The sequence below is a fragment of the Pseudomonas sp. 4CAES_32.4 genome (assembly GCF_058136335.1).
On sequence record NZ_CM176882.1, the window covers coordinates 3,985,498 to 4,002,165 of the forward strand.

Sequence of the window (16,668 nt, forward strand, 5' to 3'; positions counted from 1 at the left end):
ACATCAGCCGATGCCGGGGCGTTTTGCTGTCTACGATTCAACTTGCCCCACCCAAGGCCGACAAACTGGCAATATCAAGCCTTTCGAAAGCGGAGATAACGGACATGTCCCTACGCACCCTGCTCACCACCCTGCTGCTCGGCTGCAGTTTTTCGGTGATGGCAGCCACAGAAATCGTGCCTCTCAATTACCGCACCAGCACCGACATGCTGCCGATGGCGCAAGACTTCCTCGGCAAGGACGGTCAGGTCAGCGCCTACGGCAATCAACTGATCATCAAGGCCGAACCGGACAAGATCCAGGAACTCAAGGCGCTGATCACCCAGCTCGACACCGCACCCAAGCGCCTGCTGATCACCGTCGACACCAACGAAAACAATGGCCGTGGCGATGAAGGCTATTCCATCAACGGCGCGCAGCCGAACCAGACGCGCATCATCAGCCGCAGCACCTCCAGCCGTAACGGCGGCGTGCAACAGGTACAAGCCAGCGAAGGCATGCCGGCGCTGATCCAGGTCGGGCAAAGCGTGCCGATCACCAGCAGCCAGAGCAATTCCTACGGCGATTACAGCAGCCAGACTCAATACCGCAACGTCACACAAGGGTTCTACGTCACCGCCAGCGTCACTGGCGACATCGTTCATCTGGCGATCACTACCAATAATGACCACATGAGCCAGGAACGTTCTGATGTAGTGAACGTGCAAAGTACCGACACAACCGTCAGCGGACGCCTGGGTGAGTGGATCACCCTCGCCGGCGTCAACAGCCAGACCCAGGCTGATAAACAGGGCCTGACCCGCAGCTACTCGACTCAAGGCCGGGATGACATGACCTTGCGGGTGAAAGTCGACACGTTGGACTAAAGCACCAAAAACTGACTGATTAGTCGTATTAGACGAAAGATGTAGTGCTTGAAAAAAAGCACTACAAAACGTTTGACGAGGCAAAAAAGCGAAGGCATGATGGCCTCGCTCCCGCTAATCAGAGGCCCTGGCAAGGGCCTTCGAAGCGATGTTCGCACCTACCCCGCGAACCGTTTCGTGTCTGTACCGCCCACAAGGTGTGTTTGACGAGGTTGCCGACTGGAACGAAGTTGTCCCGAGGGACGGAAGCGTAATTAGGTAACCCGGCTCCACACTGTAGACCGTATAGAGGCCCACGACGCCCGAATGCGCCCGCAGTCCGCCACTACCTGCTCACTTCCCCTCGAGCCCATCGTTCATCCCGTCGCCTACCCCGCCGAATCCGACTTGACCACCTAAGCTTCTGGTCAGCGAGCGCAGGAATTTTCCACCGCAGAACAACTTTTCATAAAAGACGCGACGAGGTTTATCTCCATGGCACTGACACGCGAACAGCAAATTGCAGCCCTCGAAAAAGACTGGGCTGAAAACCCGCGCTGGAAAGGCGTGACACGCACTTACTCCGCTGCTGACGTCGTCCGTCTGCGTGGCTCGGTTCAACCTGAGCACACCTTTGCAAAAATGGGCGCCGACAAGCTGTGGAACCTGGTCACCCAGGGCGCCAAGCCTTCCTTCCGTCCTGAGAAAGATTTCGTCAACTGCATGGGCGCCCTGACCGGCGGCCAGGCTGTTCAACAGGTTAAAGCCGGTATCCAGGCGATCTACCTGTCGGGCTGGCAAGTGGCTGCGGACAACAACTCCGCAGAATCCATGTACCCAGACCAGTCGCTGTACCCGGTGGATTCGGTTCCAACCGTGGTCAAGCGCATCAACAACTCGTTCCGTCGTGCTGACCAGATCCAGTGGAAAGCCGGCAAAAACCCGGGCGACGAAGGCTACATCGATTACTTCGCGCCAATCGTGGCTGACGCCGAAGCCGGTTTCGGCGGCGTACTGAATGCTTACGAGCTGATGAAGAGCATGATCGAAGCAGGCGCCGCCGGCGTTCACTTCGAAGACCAACTGGCTTCCGTGAAAAAATGCGGTCACATGGGCGGTAAAGTACTGGTTCCAACTCAGGAAGCCGTACAGAAGCTGACCGCTGCGCGTCTGGCGGCCGACGTTGCCGGTACCCCGACGATCATTCTGGCCCGTACCGACGCCAACGCCGCTGACCTGCTGACCTCCGATTGCGACCCGTACGACCAGCCGTTCGTAACTGGCGAGCGCACTCAGGAAGGTTTCTACAAGGTCCGTGCCGGCCTCGATCAAGCCATCGCCCGTGGCCTGGCTTACGCGCCATACGCCGACCTGATCTGGTGCGAAACCGCCAAGCCGGATCTGGACGAGGCTCGTCGCTTCGCTGAAGCGATCAAAAAGGAATACCCGGACCAACTGCTGTCGTACAACTGTTCGCCTTCCTTCAACTGGAAGAAAAACCTGGACGACGCGACCATCGCCAAGTTCCAGCGCGAACTGTCCGCCATGGGTTACAAGCACCAGTTCATCACCCTGGCCGGCATTCACAACATGTGGCACAGCATGTTCAACCTGGCGCACGACTACGCCCGCAACGACATGACCGCCTACGTGAAACTGCAGGAGCAGGAGTTCGCTGACGCCGCCAAGGGTTACACCTTCGTGGCTCACCAGCAGGAAGTGGGCACCGGCTACTTCGACGACATGACCACCGTGATTCAAGGTGGCTCGTCTTCGGTAACCGCACTGACCGGTTCGACTGAAGAAGAACAGTTCCACTGATTCTGCTTCGCTGAGCAAACGGCCCCTGCGGATCGAATAGAAAGCTAACCGTAGAGCCGCAAAACTGACGCCCCGACTGGTTCGGGGCGTTTTTTTGTCTGCGATTCGGCAATTTGCCTGAAAACAGCGAACCCTTTCATCCCCGGCCTTGGCATTCCCCCGTCAAACCTCCAGCACCTGTGACGACAGTTCACACCCTCTTTGAACCGTTTGGGGCTAATGCCCTCTTCTATTAACGCTTAGGGTACGGCCCATCGCCGTCTCGTTGCGGCGCTATGACAATAATAAAGACGTTCATTCGAGGTACAAGCCGATGCGTGATGACAAAGACAAGGCTAACAACGAGCTAGGGAATGGCTTGAAGGGACGGCAAGTCACAATGATTTCGATCGGCGGCGTGATTGGCGCCGGTCTGTTTGTGGGTTCGAGTAATGCCATCGCCACTGCTGGCCCTGCGGTGCTGGTGTCGTATGTCTGCGCCGCGATCATCGTAGTGCTGGTCATGCAGATGCTCGGCGAAATGGCCACAGCACGGCCGGACACCGGGTCGTTTTCTTCCTATGCCGATCAGGCGATCGGTCGTTGGGCCGGGTTTTCCATCGGTTGGTTGTACTGGTGGTTTTACGTGTTGGTGATTGCCATCGAAGCGATTGTCGCCGGCAATATTCTCGGTGACTGGCTGGGCATCTCCCATTGGGTGGCGGCGTTCGGCGTGACGTTTGCGCTGATCGTTTGCAACAGCCTCAGCGTCGGTTCGTTCGGTACGCTGGAATATTGGTTGTCGCTGTTCAAAGTCGTATCGATCGTGGGCTTCATCATTCTCGGCGTGCTGGCGATCTTCGGGATTTTGCCGGGTTCCTCGACCAGCGGGATTTCCAATCTCTACGCCAATGGCGGTTTCGCGCCCAACGGTAATGTGGCGATTGTCGCCGGCCTGCTGACAGCGATGTTCAGTTTCCAGGGCAGCGAAGTGGTGACCATTGCCGCCGCTGAATCCAAGGACCCGAAAGCCAATATCAAGAAAGCCATTCGTGCCGTGGTCTGGCGTCTGGGCTTGTTCTACCTCGGTTCGATGTTTGTGGTGGTGTGCCTGATTCCGTGGAACGCGCCGGATCTGGCGCAGGGTTCTTACCAGGCCGTGCTGAGTGCGATGAACATTCCGTGGGCGCCGCAGATCATGGGCATTGTTGTGCTCGTAGCGGTCACCAGTTGCTTGAATTCGGCGATCTACACCGCTTCGCGCATGGCTTACTCGCTGGCCCGTCGCGGTGATGCACCGAACGCGGTGTCGCACACCACCCGTCACGGCGTGCCGCTGCTGGCCGTCGCACTGACTTCGGTCGCCGCACTGACAGCGTTGACCGCCAACTACCTGCTGCCCAAGCAAGTGTTCCAGTTTCTGCTGGCCACCAGCGGCGCATTGGCCTTGCTGATGTATCTGGTGATCGCCGTCACGCAATTGTGCATGCGCCGCAAACTGGTCGCGCAGGGCAAGAAACTCGAAGTGCGCATGTGGATGTTTCCGTATCTGACGATTCTGACGATCGGATTCATCCTCGCAGTGTTCGCGATCATGGCGGCCTTCCCCGGCCAGCGTGCGGAACTGCTCTCGACCCTTGGCCTGACTGCGGTGCTGGTAATCATCGGCGCGTATTTGCAGAAGTCGCAGCCTGAGCTGTCGGCCCGCCGCAGCGCCATGGCGCCAGTTGAAACCGCTACCCCGCAAGTATTGGCCTGAAAGCCGGCCGCCGCTGTGACTGAGCGTCACAGCGAGTGTGCCGGCGACCTGCTTTTTCGCGGCGGATCGCCACCCTACTCTGCTTGAAACCCCGGCCAACAAACGGCCGGGGGGTTATCAAAACTTACAAGGAACGCCTCATGAGTATTGCGCCTAAACCTGACGAACTGGCCATCCCGTATCAACTGCCGCAAGTGCCATACATGGCGCCCGACATGGTGCACCCCGGCGTGCTTGGCCAATGGCTGGAAGACGATCAACTGTGGGTGCCGGTGACCGATTCGGTGTCGTTCAAACCGGTATTGCTCAGCGTTTCCGGTGGCTACTACATCAACCTGCTGCGCGTGCGCAAAAGCGGCGTGCTCTCGCGCCATCGCCATACCGGCGGCGTGCACGCGATGGTGCTTAAAGGTCGCTGGTACTATCTGGAGCATGACTGGGTCGCCGAGGAAGGTTCGTTTGCCTTCGAGCCGCCGGGCGAGACTCATACCTTGTTCGTGCCGGAAGATGTCGAAGAGATGATCACCTGGTTTCACGTGCAGGGCGGTTACACCTACGTTGATCCGCAGGGTGTAGCGGTCGGCTACGAGGACGTCTTCACCAAACTGGAAACCGCCCGCGCGCATTACAAAAAGCTCGGGCTGCCAGACGATTACATCGAACAGTTCATTCGCTGATCGACGCCGTGGCAGGCGTCGGATCGACACGGGAGGCAAGCATTGGATAACTACTCGCAGCTGTTGGCGTTTCTTTGGGCCACGGAGCACGGTAACTTTTCAGCGGCCTCTCGCGCCCATGGTCTGACGCCTTCGGCCATCAGCAAGTTGATTTCGCGCCTGGAAGATCGCTTGCAGGTGCGCCTGTTTCAACGTGGCACGCGCAGCTTGTCGTTGACCGAAGAAGGCGCCGCCTATCTGGTCAGCGCCCGCGCGGTGATCAACGCGATGGCCGAAGCCGACTCACTGGCCGAAGCGTTTCCGACGCGGGTCAGTGGCATGCTGCGGATTCACACGATGTCGACGTTTGCCAAACACCAGATCATTCCGTGGCTGCCGGAGTTTCTCGCGGCATATCCAGGCCTGACGATTGATATCCAGATCGGCGCGCAATTCTCCGATCAGTTCGATCAGGGGCTGGATCTGGCGATTCACAGCGGCGTGCTGCCGGACTCCACGCGCATCGCCCGCAAGATTGGTCAGAGCCGCTGGATCATCTGCGCCTCCCCGGACTACCTCGCCCGTCACGGAACGCCCGAGCACCCACAGCAATTGCTCGATCACACCTGTTTCAGTTTCGGCTTCAACAGTGTCTGGAATGACTGGGACTTCCTCATCGATGGCAATGCGACCAGCATTCCGGTGATTCCCAAAGCGACCTTCGCCCAAGGCGACTTGCTGCGCGATCTGGCGCTCAGCGGCGCGGGCATTGTGCGCTTGGCCGAGTTTCATATCGGCCACGACATCCGCGAGGGCCGCTTGATCCCGCTGCTGCAGCGCTACAGCCCGGACAGCTTCGAACCGATTTACATGATCTACACCAATCGCAAGCACCTCAGCCCCAGGATCCGCGTGTTCCGTGACTTTCTTGAACAGAAACTCGCGCAGAGTCCGTGGAACACCGAGCGCGGCTGAACGCTCACCTATTAATAAGTACAGAGGCTTCTATGCGTAACCTGATTGGCGATGTCTCCAGCGCCGCGCGCATCCTTCCGGAACTCAATGGCGAAACCCTGTTTATCCGTAATGGCAAGGATGCGTACGTGTATGACGACAAAGATCGTCGCTACATCGACACCGCCCTCGGTTTCGGCGCGGTGTTGTTGGGCCACGCCAATAACCGCGTCAACGAACAGGTAGCGGCAGCCCTGGCCGATTCCGCAGCGCCGTCGTGGGCGCATGTTCGTGAACACGCGGCGGCTTCTGCGCTGGCGGCGCACACCGGCGCGCTGAGCAAAGTGATTTTCACCAACTCCGGCAGCGAAGCCGTACACCTGGCCTGCCGGGCTGCGCGCGCTTATACCGGGCGCGGGCGCATTGCGAAAATGGCGGCGGGTTTCGACGGTTGGTTTGATGACGTCAGCTTCGGCAATGTGTCGTCCAGTGAGGCGAATTTCGCTGACGGTCAGCGTCCATCTACGCCGCGCACGACGTTGCTGCGCTTCAATGACTTTGACGATGTTGAACGTTTGTTCGCTGAGGATTCAGACATTGCGGCGGTGATCCTTGAGCCGATGCTCGCCAATGCTGGCTGCATCATGCCGGCGCCGGGCTATCTGCTGCATGTGCAGGACGTCGCGCATCGGCATGGGGCGCTGGTGATTTGTGATGAAGTGTTGATGGGGTTTCGTTTGTTCGCCGGGCTCGCGGGTTTGCAGGCGGGGCTGGATCCGGACATCGCCAGTGTTGGCAAGGCGATTGGTAATGGCGTGCCGGTGTCGGCGATTGTTGGCAAGCCGCATATTTTGGCGGGTTTTGAGGACGGTCGCGTATTGCGGGGCGGCACGTTCAGCGGCAACCCGATGGCGTGTGCGGCGGTGATCAGCACCTTGGCGCAACTGGATGATGCGGATTATCAGCGTTTGATTGCGCGGGGTGAGGCGCTGCGGGTTTCGGTGGAAGCCTCGTTCAAGGCGCACGGGATGACGGTGAGCACCAGCGGTTACGGCAATGTGTTCGGGATCTGGCCTTCGGCACAGGCGCCAACCAGTTATGCCAAGGCGCTGGAATGCGGCGATGCGGAGTTTAGTAAAGCGCTGCATCTGGCGTTGCGCGAGGCAGGGGTGTTGGTGATGCCTTCGCCTTATGGACGGGTTTATTTGTCGTTTGCGCATGATGATGGGGTGGTTGAGGAGATGAAGGCTGCTTTTGATGTGGCGGCTTCGAAGCTGGCTGGGCGGTTTGGCTGAGAGGATTGGAATTCAGGCCTGGCGTGCAAGGCGTCGGGGCTGGTGGTGACTGATCTGGCGCTTTCGCGAGCAGGCTCGCTCCCACAGGGTTCTTTGGTGTTCACACAATTCAGGACACACCACAAAACACTGTGGGAGCTGGCTTGCCAGCGATAGCGGTGGTTCAGTCAAATCCACAGTGGCTGACTGGCCGCCATCGCTGGCAAGCCAGCTCCCACAGGGTTCTCGGTGGTACACAAGACTTCCGGCCCACCACAGCTCGCTGCCACAGGGATTCGCAGCGCTCGGACAAAACATTGATCCAGAGCGGTATCGGTGCAGGAAAAAACGGGTAAAACGGGCACCTTCGCTACTTGCAGTAATGTGCAAGTAAGACAACTTCCCAATACCTCACCCGTTAAACAGTTACAAAACCACTCCAAACGATATTAATTATCATTTAGCCACAACTATGTTCGTTACATTTCCAACAAAACATAATTCGTTGAATTCCGGCTAATGCCCGCAACGCATGGGCCGCCGGGGGTTAGAGGGGCGCTATGTCCTTATTCCAATAAATAATTTCGCTATAGGAATTTTACTTGCCGGGTGTTTAGCCATAAAATCAGCGCGATTGATTGCTGCGACATATCGTCACTGCCTATTTCTTTATCAAGCTCAGAGACCTTTGCTCTCTGTTAAGGATTACCAGCATGCCCGAAGCGACAGGACTCATGGCCCACAACTGGGGCTTTGCCATTTTCCTTCTGGGTGTCGTCGGCCTCTGCGCCTTCATGCTTGGCGTTTCCAGCCTCCTCGGGTCAAAAGCCTGGGGCCGCAGCAAAAACGAACCGTTCGAGTCGGGCATGCTACCTACCGGTGGCGCCCGCTTGCGGCTCTCAGCCAAATTCTATCTGGTCGCGATGCTCTTCGTGATCTTCGATATCGAAGCCCTCTTTCTCTTTGCATGGTCTGTGTCCGTCCGCGAAAGCGGCTGGACCGGATTCGTCGAAGCTCTCGTTTTCATAGCAATTCTGTTGGCAGGTCTTGTCTACCTGTTCCGAGTGGGCGCCCTTGACTGGGCTCCGGAAGCTCGTCGCAAGCGGCAGGCGAAGCTGAAACAATGAGGCTTTGGCAATGCAATACAATCTCACCAGGATCGACCCCGATGCTCCTAACGAGCAGTATCCGATTGGCGAACGGGAAACCGTTTCCGATCCGTTAGAAGATCAAGTCCACAAAAACATTTTCATGGGCAAGCTGGAAGACGTGCTGAGTGGCGCGGTCAACTGGGGACGTAAGAACTCCCTGTGGCCGTACAACTTCGGCCTGTCGTGCTGCTACGTGGAAATGACCACCGCCTTCACGGCGCCCCACGACATCGCGCGCTTTGGCGCCGAAGTGATCCGGGCATCGCCGCGTCAGGCCGACTTCATGGTTATCGCCGGGACCTGTTTCATCAAGATGGCGCCGATCATTCAGCGTCTCTATGAGCAGATGCTCGAGCCGAAGTGGGTTATCTCCATGGGTTCGTGCGCCAACTCCGGTGGCATGTACGACATCTACTCCGTGGTTCAAGGGGTGGACAAGTTCCTGCCCGTGGACGTCTACGTACCTGGCTGCCCTCCTCGTCCGGAAGCATTTCTGCAAGGCTTGATGCTGCTGCAGGAATCGATCGGCAAGGAGCGTCGTCCGCTTTCCTGGGTCGTTGGCGATCAAGGCGTTTATCGCGCCGACATGCCTTCGCAAAAAGAAGAGCGCCGCGAACAGCGAATCGCAGTCACCAACCTGCGCAGCCCTGACGAAGTCTGATCCAGATCTGTTCTTAAAAAAGAAACGAGAAGCTGGCTTCATTCTTTACGTTGACCGAAAGCGAAAAAATAACCATGACTACAGGCAGTGCTCTGTACATCCCGCCTTATAAGGCAGACGACCAGGATGTGGTCGTTGAATTGAACAACCGTTTTGGCGCTGAAGCGTTCACCGCTCAGTCGACCCGCACCGGCATGCCGGTGCTGTGGGTTGCGCGCGCCAAGCTCGTTGAAGTCCTGACTTTCCTGCGCAACCTGCCCAAGCCGTACGTCATGCTTTATGACCTGCACGGCGTGGACGAGCGTCTGCGCACCAAGCGTCAGGGCCTGCCGAGCGACGCCGAGTTCACCGTGTTCTATCACCTCATGTCGCTGGAGCGTAATAGTGACGTGATGATCAAGGTCGCCTTGTCCGAGAGCGACCTCAGCTTGCCGACCGTCACCGGTATCTGGCCGAACGCCAACTGGTACGAGCGCGAAGTCTGGGACATGTTCGGTATCGACTTCAAAGGTCACCCGCACCTGTCGCGCATCATGATGCCGCCGACCTGGGAAGGTCACCCGCTGCGCAAGGACTTCCCGGCGCGCGCCACCGAATTCGATCCGTACAGCCTCAACCTCGCCAAGCAACAGCTTGAGGAAGAAGCCGCGCGCTTCCGTCCTGAAGACTGGGGCATGAAGCGTTCCGGCCCGAACGAGGACTACATGTTCCTCAACCTCGGCCCGAACCACCCGTCGGCGCACGGTGCGTTCCGCATCATCCTGCAGCTGGACGGCGAAGAGATCGTCGACTGCGTGCCGGACATCGGTTACCACCACCGTGGTGCCGAGAAGATGGCCGAGCGTCAGTCATGGCACAGTTTCATCCCGTACACCGACCGTATCGACTACCTCGGCGGCGTGATGAACAACCTGCCGTACGTGCTCTCGGTCGAGAAGCTGGCCGGCATCAAGGTGCCTGAGAAGGTCGACGTCATCCGCATCATGATGGCCGAGTTCTTCCGGATCACCAGCCATCTGCTGTTCCTGGGTACTTACATCCAGGACGTTGGCGCCATGACCCCGGTGTTCTTCACCTTCACCGACCGCCAGAAGGCGTACACGGTGATTGAAGCCATCACCGGTTTCCGTCTGCACCCGGCCTGGTACCGCATCGGTGGCGTTGCCCACGACCTGCCGCGCGGCTGGGAAAAACTGGTGAAAGACTTCGTTGAATGGCTGCCAAAACGCCTCGACGAATACACCAAGGCTGCCCTGCAGAACAGCATCCTCAAGGGTCGTACCATCGGCGTTGCCCAGTACAACACCAAAGAAGCCCTGGAATGGGGCGTCACCGGTGCTGGCCTGCGTTCGACCGGTTGCGACTTCGATCTGCGTAAAGCGCGTCCGTACTCCGGCTACGAGAACTTCGAGTTCGAAGTGCCGCTGGCTGCCAATGGCGATGCCTACGACCGCTGCATGGTTCGCGTTGAAGAGATGCGCCAGAGCATCAAGATCATCGACCAGTGCATGCGCAACATGCCGGAAGGCCCGTACAAGGCGGATCACCCGCTGACCACGCCGCCGCCGAAAGAGCGCACGCTGCAGCACATCGAAACCTTGATCACGCACTTCCTGCAAGTTTCGTGGGGCCCGGTGATGCCGGCCAACGAATCCTTTCAGATGATCGAAGCGACCAAGGGCATCAACAGTTATTACCTGACGAGCGACGGCGGCACCATGAGCTACCGTACCCGGATCCGCACTCCAAGCTTCCCGCATCTGCAACAGATCCCTTCGGTGATCAAAGGCAGCATGGTCGCGGACATGATTGCGTACCTGGGTAGTATCGATTTCGTTATGGCCGACGTGGACCGCTAAGCATGAACAGCACGCTTATCCAGACAGACCGTTTCACCCTCAGTGAAACCGAGCGCTTGGCCATCGAGCACGAGCTGCATCACTACGAAGACCCGCGCGCGGCGTCGATCGAAGCCCTGAAGATCGTTCAGAAAGAACGCGGCTGGGTGCCGGATGGCGCCTTGTACGCGATCGGCGAAATGCTCGGCATTCCGGCCAGCGATGTTGAAGGTGTGGCGACGTTCTATAGCCAGATTTTCCGTCAACCGGTTGGCCGTCACATCATTCGCGTCTGCGACAGCATGGTCTGCTACATCGGTGGCCACGAGTCGGTGGTCAGCGAAATCCAGAACAATCTGGGCATCGGCCTGGGTCAGACCACCGCCGACGGTCGTTTCACCCTGCTGCCGGTCTGCTGCCTCGGCAACTGCGACAAGGCGCCGGCGCTGATGATCGACGACGACACCTTTGGTGATGTGCAGCCTGCTGGCGTCGCCAAACTGCTCGAGGGCTACGTATGACCCTGACATCTTTCGGTCCTGCCAACCGCATTCAGCGTTCGGCCGAGACTCACCCGCTGACCTGGCGTCTGCGCGATGACGGCGAAGCCGTGTGGCTCGACGAGTACCAGGCCAAGAACGGTTACGCCGCTGCGCGCAAAGCCTTCGCCGACATGGATCAGGACGCCATCGTCCAGACCGTGAAAGACGCAGGCTTGAAAGGGCGCGGCGGTGCGGGCTTCCCCACGGGCGTGAAGTGGGGCCTGATGCCCAAAGACGAATCCATCAACATCCGCTACCTGCTGTGCAACGCGGATGAAATGGAGCCGAACACCTGGAAAGACCGCATGCTGATGGAGCAACTGCCCCATCTGCTGATCGAAGGCATGCTGATCAGCGCGCGCGCGCTGAAAACCTACCGTGGCTACATCTTCCTGCGTGGCGAATACACCACCGCCGCCAAGCACCTCAACCGTGCCGTGGAAGAAGCCAAGGCTGCGGGCCTGCTGGGTAAAAACATTCTGGGCAGCGGCTTCGATTTCGAGCTGTTCGTCCACACCGGCGCCGGGCGTTACATCTGCGGTGAAGAAACCGCACTGATCAACTCACTTGAAGGCCGTCGTGCCAACCCGCGCTCCAAGCCGCCCTTCCCTGCCGCCGTTGGCGTGTGGGGCAAGCCGACCTGCGTAAACAACGTGGAAACCCTGTGCAACGTGCCGGCGATCATTGCCGACGGCGTTGACTGGTACAAGTCGTTGGCCCGCGAAGGCAGCGAAGACATGGGCACCAAGCTCATGGGCTTCTCCGGCAAAGTCAAAAACCCGGGCCTGTGGGAACTGCCATTCGGCGTCACCGGTCGCGAGTTGTTCGAAGACTACGCCGGCGGCATGCGCGACGGTTTCAAACTCAAGGCCTGGCAGCCAGGCGGCGCCGGTACCGGTTTCCTCCTGCCAGAACACCTCGACGCACAAATGTATGCCGGCGGCATCGCCAAAGTAGGCACCCGTATGGGTACTGGCCTGGCCATGGCGGTGGACGACAGCGTCAACATGGTGTCGCTGCTGCGCAACATGGAGCAGTTCTTCGCTCGCGAGTCCTGCGGCTTCTGCACCCCGTGCCGTGATGGTTTGCCATGGAGCGTCAAGCTGCTGATGGCCATCGAAGAAGGCCGCGGTCAGCCAGGCGACATCGAGACCCTGCTGGGTCTGGTCGGTTTCCTCGGCCCAGGCAAGACCTTCTGTGCTCACGCACCGGGTGCCGTGGAGCCATTGGGCAGTGCCATCAAATACTTCCGTCCAGAGTTCGAAGCCGGTATCGCGCCTGTTAGCGCCGCCGTCCCGCCTCTGGCAAGGCCGATCGTAATCGGCGCGTAAACGCTTAAAAAGGCGAAGGGTCCGTGCCCTTCGCCTTTCGTCCGATGACGCCTTTCGGGGCTGACTGGATTCGGACGGATAACAAGATTCCATTAGCCACGCCCGCTGACACCGGGCCAACGAAGACCTTTGAACCATGGCCACTATCCACGTAGACGGCAAAGCGCTCGAAGTCGACGGGGCAGACAACCTGTTACAGGCATGTCTGTCGCTGGGCCTCGACATTCCATATTTCTGCTGGCACCCCGCGCTCGGTAGCGTCGGGGCTTGCCGCCAGTGCGCGGTCAAGCAGTACACCGACGAGAACGACACCCGTGGTCGCATCGTCATGTCCTGCATGACCCCGGCCACCGACAACACCTGGATCTCCATCGACGATGATGAATCCAAGGCGTTCCGCGCCAGTGTTGTTGAATGGCTGATGACCAACCACCCGCACGACTGCCCTGTGTGCGAAGAAGGCGGTCACTGCCACCTGCAAGACATGACGGTGATGACCGGCCACAACGAGCGCCGTTATCGCTTCACCAAACGCACCCACCAGAACCAGCAACTGGGCCCGTTCATTTCCCACGAAATGAACCGCTGCATCGCTTGCTACCGTTGCGTGCGTTTCTACAAGGATTACGCCGGAGGCACCGACCTCGGTGTGTTCGGCGCCCACGACAACGTGTACTTCGGTCGCGTTGAAGACGGCACCCTCGAAAGCGAGTTCTCCGGCAACCTTACCGAGGTCTGCCCGACCGGTGTGTTCACCGACAAGACTCACTCCGAGCGCTACAACCGTAAGTGGGACATGCAGTTCTCGCCGAGCATCTGCCATGGCTGCTCCAGCGGTTGCAACATCTCCCCGGGCGAGCGTTACGGTGAACTGCGTCGCATCGAAAACCGTTTCAACGGTTCGGTAAACCAGTACTTCCTGTGCGACCGTGGCCGTTTCGGTTATGGCTACGTCAACCGCACCGACCGTCCACGTCAGCCGCTACTGGCCGACGGCACCAAGCTCGGCCTCGACGCCGCACTGGATAAAGCCGCTGACCTGCTGCGCGGTCGCAACATCGTCGGTATCGGTTCGCCGCGTGCCAGCCTCGAAAGCAACTACGCGTTGCGCGAACTGGTTGGCGCCGAGCACTTCTACTCGGGTATCGAAGCCTCCGAACTGGAGCGTATCCGTCTGGTTCTGCAGGTGCTGAAAGACAGCCCGCTGCCAGTGCCGAACATGCGCGACATCGAAGACCACGACGCGATTTTCGTCCTCGGCGAAGACCTGACCCAGACCGCCGCCCGCGTGGCGCTGTCCCTGCGTCAGTCGGTCAAAGGCAAAGCTGAAGACATGGCCGAAGCCATGCGCGTTCAGCCTTGGCTCGACGCTGCGGTGAAGAACATCGGTCAGCACGCGCTGAACCCGCTGTTCATCGCCAGCCTCGCTGAAACCAAGCTCGACGACGTCGCTGAAGAATGCGTACACGCAGCGCCTGACGATCTGGCGCGCATCGGTTTCGCCGTTGCCCACGCATTGGATGCCAGCGCTCCGGCCGTTGAAGGTCTGGACGCTGAAGCCCTGGAACTGGCTCAGCGCATCGCCGACGCCCTGCTCGCCGCCAAACGTCCGCTGATCATCGCCGGTACTTCGCTGGGTTCCAAAGCCTTGATCGAAGCCGCCGCGAACATCGCCAAAGCCCTGAAGCTGCGCGAGAAGAACGGTTCGATCAGCCTGATCGTGCCGGAAGCCAACAGCCTCGGCCTGGCCATGCTCGGTGGCGAGTCTGTTGATGCTGCGCTGCAAGCCGTCATCGACGGTAAGGCTGACGCGATCGTTGTGCTGGAAAACGATCTGTACACCCGCACCGCCAAAGACAAGGTCGATGCTGCACTGAGCGCTGCGCAAGTAGTGATCGTTGCCGACCATCAGAAAACCGCTACCAGCGACCGCGCGCACTTGGTGCTGCCAGCCGCAAGCTTTGCTGAAGGCGACGGTACGCTGGTCAGCCAGGAAGGTCGCGCCCAGCGCTTCTTCCAGGTTTTCGATCCGCAATACCTGGACGCAAGCATTCTGGTACACGAAGGCTGGCGCTGGCTGCACGCCCTGCGGGCTACCCTGCTGAACCAGCCAATCGACTGGACGCAACTCGACCACGTCACCGCTGCCGTTGCTTCGAGCACCGAGCAACTGGCGCGTATCGTCGACGCTGCACCGTCTGCGGCATTCCGCATCAAGGGTCTGAAACTGGCGCGTGAGCCGCTGCGTTACTCCGGTCGCACCGCGATGCGCGCCGACATCAGCGTTCACGAACCGCGCACCCCGCAAGACAAAGACACCGCGTTCGCCTTCTCCATGGAAGGTTACTCGGGCTCTGCCGAACCGCGTCAGCAAGTACCGTTTGCATGGTCGCCGGGCTGGAACTCGCCACAAGCGTGGAACAAGTTCCAGGACGAAGTCGGTGGTCACCTGCGCGCTGGCGATCCGGGCACTCGCCTGATCGAAAGCACTGGCGACTCGCTGAACTGGTTCGCCGCTGCGCCACGCGCGTTCAACCCGGCGCCGGGCACCTGGCAAGCCGTACCGTTCTTCCACCTGTTCGGCAGCGAAGAAAACTCTTCGAAAGCCGCACCGGTTCAAGAGCGCATTCCGGCTGCTTACGTGGCTCTGGCCAAGTCGGAAGCGGATCGTCTGGGCGTCAACGACGGTGCTCTGCTGAGCCTGAACGTGGCCGGTCAGACCCTGCGTCTGCCGCTGCGCATCAATGAAGAACTGGGCGCAGGTCTGGTGGCATTGCCTGCGGGCATCGCCGGCATTCCACCGGCATTCGCCGGCGTATCCGTCGACGGTCTGCAGGAGGCAGCGCAATGACCTGGTTCACCCCTGAAGTGATCGATGTGATCCTCTCGGTCGTCAAAGCCATCGTGATTCTGCTGGCCGTGGTGGTTGCAGGCGCGTTGCTCAGCTTTGTCGAACGTCGCCTGCTGGGCTGGTGGCAGGACCGTTACGGTCCGAACCGCGTTGGCCCGTTTGGTATGTTCCAGATCGCCGCCGACATGCTGAAGATGTTCTTCAAGGAAGACTGGACCCCGCCGTTTGCCGATAAAGTGATTTTCACTTTGGCACCGGTGGTGGCGATGTCGGCCTTGCTGATCGCGTTTGCGATCATCCCGATCACCCCGACCTGGGGCGTCGCGGATCTGAACATCGGCCTGCTGTTCTTCTTCGCCATGGCCGGTCTGTCGGTCTACGCGGTGTTGTTTGCCGGTTGGTCGAGTAACAACAAGTTCGCCCTGCTCGGCAGCTTGCGTGCGTCGGCGCAGACCGTGTCCTATGAAGTGTTCATGGGCCTGGCCCTGATGGGCATCGTGGTGCAGGTCGGCTCGTTCAACATGCGCGACATCGTCGAGTACCAGGCGCAGAACCTGTGGTTCATCATTCCGCAGTTCTTCGGCTTCTGTACCTTCTTCATCGCTGGCGTCGCCGTGACTCACCGTCACCCGTTCGACCAGCCGGAAGCGGAACAGGAACTGGCCGACGGTTACCACATTGAATACGCCGGTATGAAATGGGGCATGTTCTTCGTCGGTGAATACATCGGCATCATCCTGATCTCGGCGCTGTTGGTCACCCTGTTCTTCGGTGGCTGGCACGGTCCGTTCGGCATCTTGCCGCAACTGGCGTTCGTCTGGTTCGCACTGAAGACCGCGTTCTTCATCATGCTGTTCATCCTGCTGCGCGCTTCCATTCCGCGTCCGCGTTATGACCAGGTGATGGATTTCAGCTGGAAATTCTGCCTGCCACTGACCCTGATCAATTTGCTGGTGACCGCTGCAGTCGTGTTGTGGAACACACCTGCGGTCGCGGTTCAGTGAGG

General features: G+C 59.3%; 13 protein-coding genes. All 13 read left to right on the plus strand.

Annotated features, from left to right (window positions below):
- Positions 1 to 104 precede the first annotated feature (104 nt).
- Positions 105 to 866, plus strand: coding sequence for a secretin N-terminal domain-containing protein (locus AC3Y64_RS17920; RefSeq protein ID WP_489984720.1), 762 nt, complete (start codon positions 105 to 107; stop codon positions 864 to 866).
- A gap of 474 nt (positions 867 to 1,340) precedes the next feature.
- On the plus strand, positions 1,341 to 2,666 hold the full coding sequence (gene aceA / locus AC3Y64_RS17925; RefSeq protein WP_034155130.1) for an isocitrate lyase: 1,326 nt from the start codon (positions 1,341 to 1,343) through the stop codon (positions 2,664 to 2,666).
- Positions 2,667 to 2,979: 313 nt separating this feature from the next.
- A complete protein-coding gene (locus AC3Y64_RS17930) occupies positions 2,980 to 4,404 on the plus strand; it encodes an amino acid permease (RefSeq protein ID WP_489984721.1) in 1,425 nt (474 codons plus the stop codon).
- 140 nt (positions 4,405 to 4,544) lie between these two features.
- A complete protein-coding gene (locus AC3Y64_RS17935; RefSeq protein ID WP_053121625.1) occupies positions 4,545 to 5,081 on the plus strand; it encodes a 2,4'-dihydroxyacetophenone dioxygenase family protein in 537 nt (178 codons plus the stop codon).
- A gap of 42 nt (positions 5,082 to 5,123) precedes the next feature.
- Positions 5,124 to 6,035: a LysR family transcriptional regulator gene (locus tag AC3Y64_RS17940; protein WP_489984722.1), complete on the plus strand. Its 912-nt coding sequence runs from the start codon at positions 5,124 to 5,126 to the stop codon at positions 6,033 to 6,035.
- Positions 6,036 to 6,067: 32 nt separating this feature from the next.
- Complete coding sequence (locus AC3Y64_RS17945; protein WP_489984723.1) at positions 6,068 to 7,309, plus strand: aspartate aminotransferase family protein; 1,242 nt, start codon at positions 6,068 to 6,070, stop codon at positions 7,307 to 7,309.
- A 692-nt stretch (positions 7,310 to 8,001) separates the two neighbouring features.
- Positions 8,002 to 8,415, plus strand: coding sequence for an NADH-quinone oxidoreductase subunit A (locus AC3Y64_RS17950; RefSeq protein WP_003223812.1), 414 nt, complete (start codon positions 8,002 to 8,004; stop codon positions 8,413 to 8,415).
- A 10-nt stretch (positions 8,416 to 8,425) separates the two neighbouring features.
- Entirely contained in the window at positions 8,426 to 9,100 is a 675-nt protein-coding gene (locus AC3Y64_RS17955) for a NuoB/complex I 20 kDa subunit family protein (protein ID WP_007920192.1), read from the plus strand.
- Between the two features lie 74 nt (positions 9,101 to 9,174).
- Complete coding sequence (gene nuoC, locus AC3Y64_RS17960; RefSeq protein ID WP_102899359.1) at positions 9,175 to 10,959, plus strand: NADH-quinone oxidoreductase subunit C/D; 1,785 nt, start codon at positions 9,175 to 9,177, stop codon at positions 10,957 to 10,959.
- A gap of 2 nt (positions 10,960 to 10,961) precedes the next feature.
- The gene (gene nuoE, locus AC3Y64_RS17965; RefSeq protein WP_489984724.1) at positions 10,962 to 11,459 is read left to right on the plus strand and encodes an NADH-quinone oxidoreductase subunit NuoE; all 498 of its coding nucleotides are present in this window, start codon (positions 10,962 to 10,964) and stop codon (positions 11,457 to 11,459) included.
- Positions 11,456 to 12,811: an NADH-quinone oxidoreductase subunit NuoF gene (nuoF, locus tag AC3Y64_RS17970; protein WP_103306794.1), complete on the plus strand. Its 1,356-nt coding sequence runs from the start codon at positions 11,456 to 11,458 to the stop codon at positions 12,809 to 12,811. The genes nuoE and nuoF overlap by 4 nt, the downstream gene beginning before the upstream one ends.
- Before the next feature lie 136 nt (positions 12,812 to 12,947).
- Entirely contained in the window at positions 12,948 to 15,662 is a 2,715-nt protein-coding gene (gene nuoG, locus AC3Y64_RS17975) for an NADH-quinone oxidoreductase subunit NuoG (protein WP_489984725.1), read from the plus strand.
- Positions 15,659 to 16,666: an NADH-quinone oxidoreductase subunit NuoH gene (nuoH, locus tag AC3Y64_RS17980; RefSeq protein WP_007920179.1), complete on the plus strand. Its 1,008-nt coding sequence runs from the start codon at positions 15,659 to 15,661 to the stop codon at positions 16,664 to 16,666. Before nuoG ends, nuoH begins: the two co-directional genes overlap by 4 nt.
- The last annotated feature ends 2 nt before the right edge of the window (positions 16,667 to 16,668 follow it).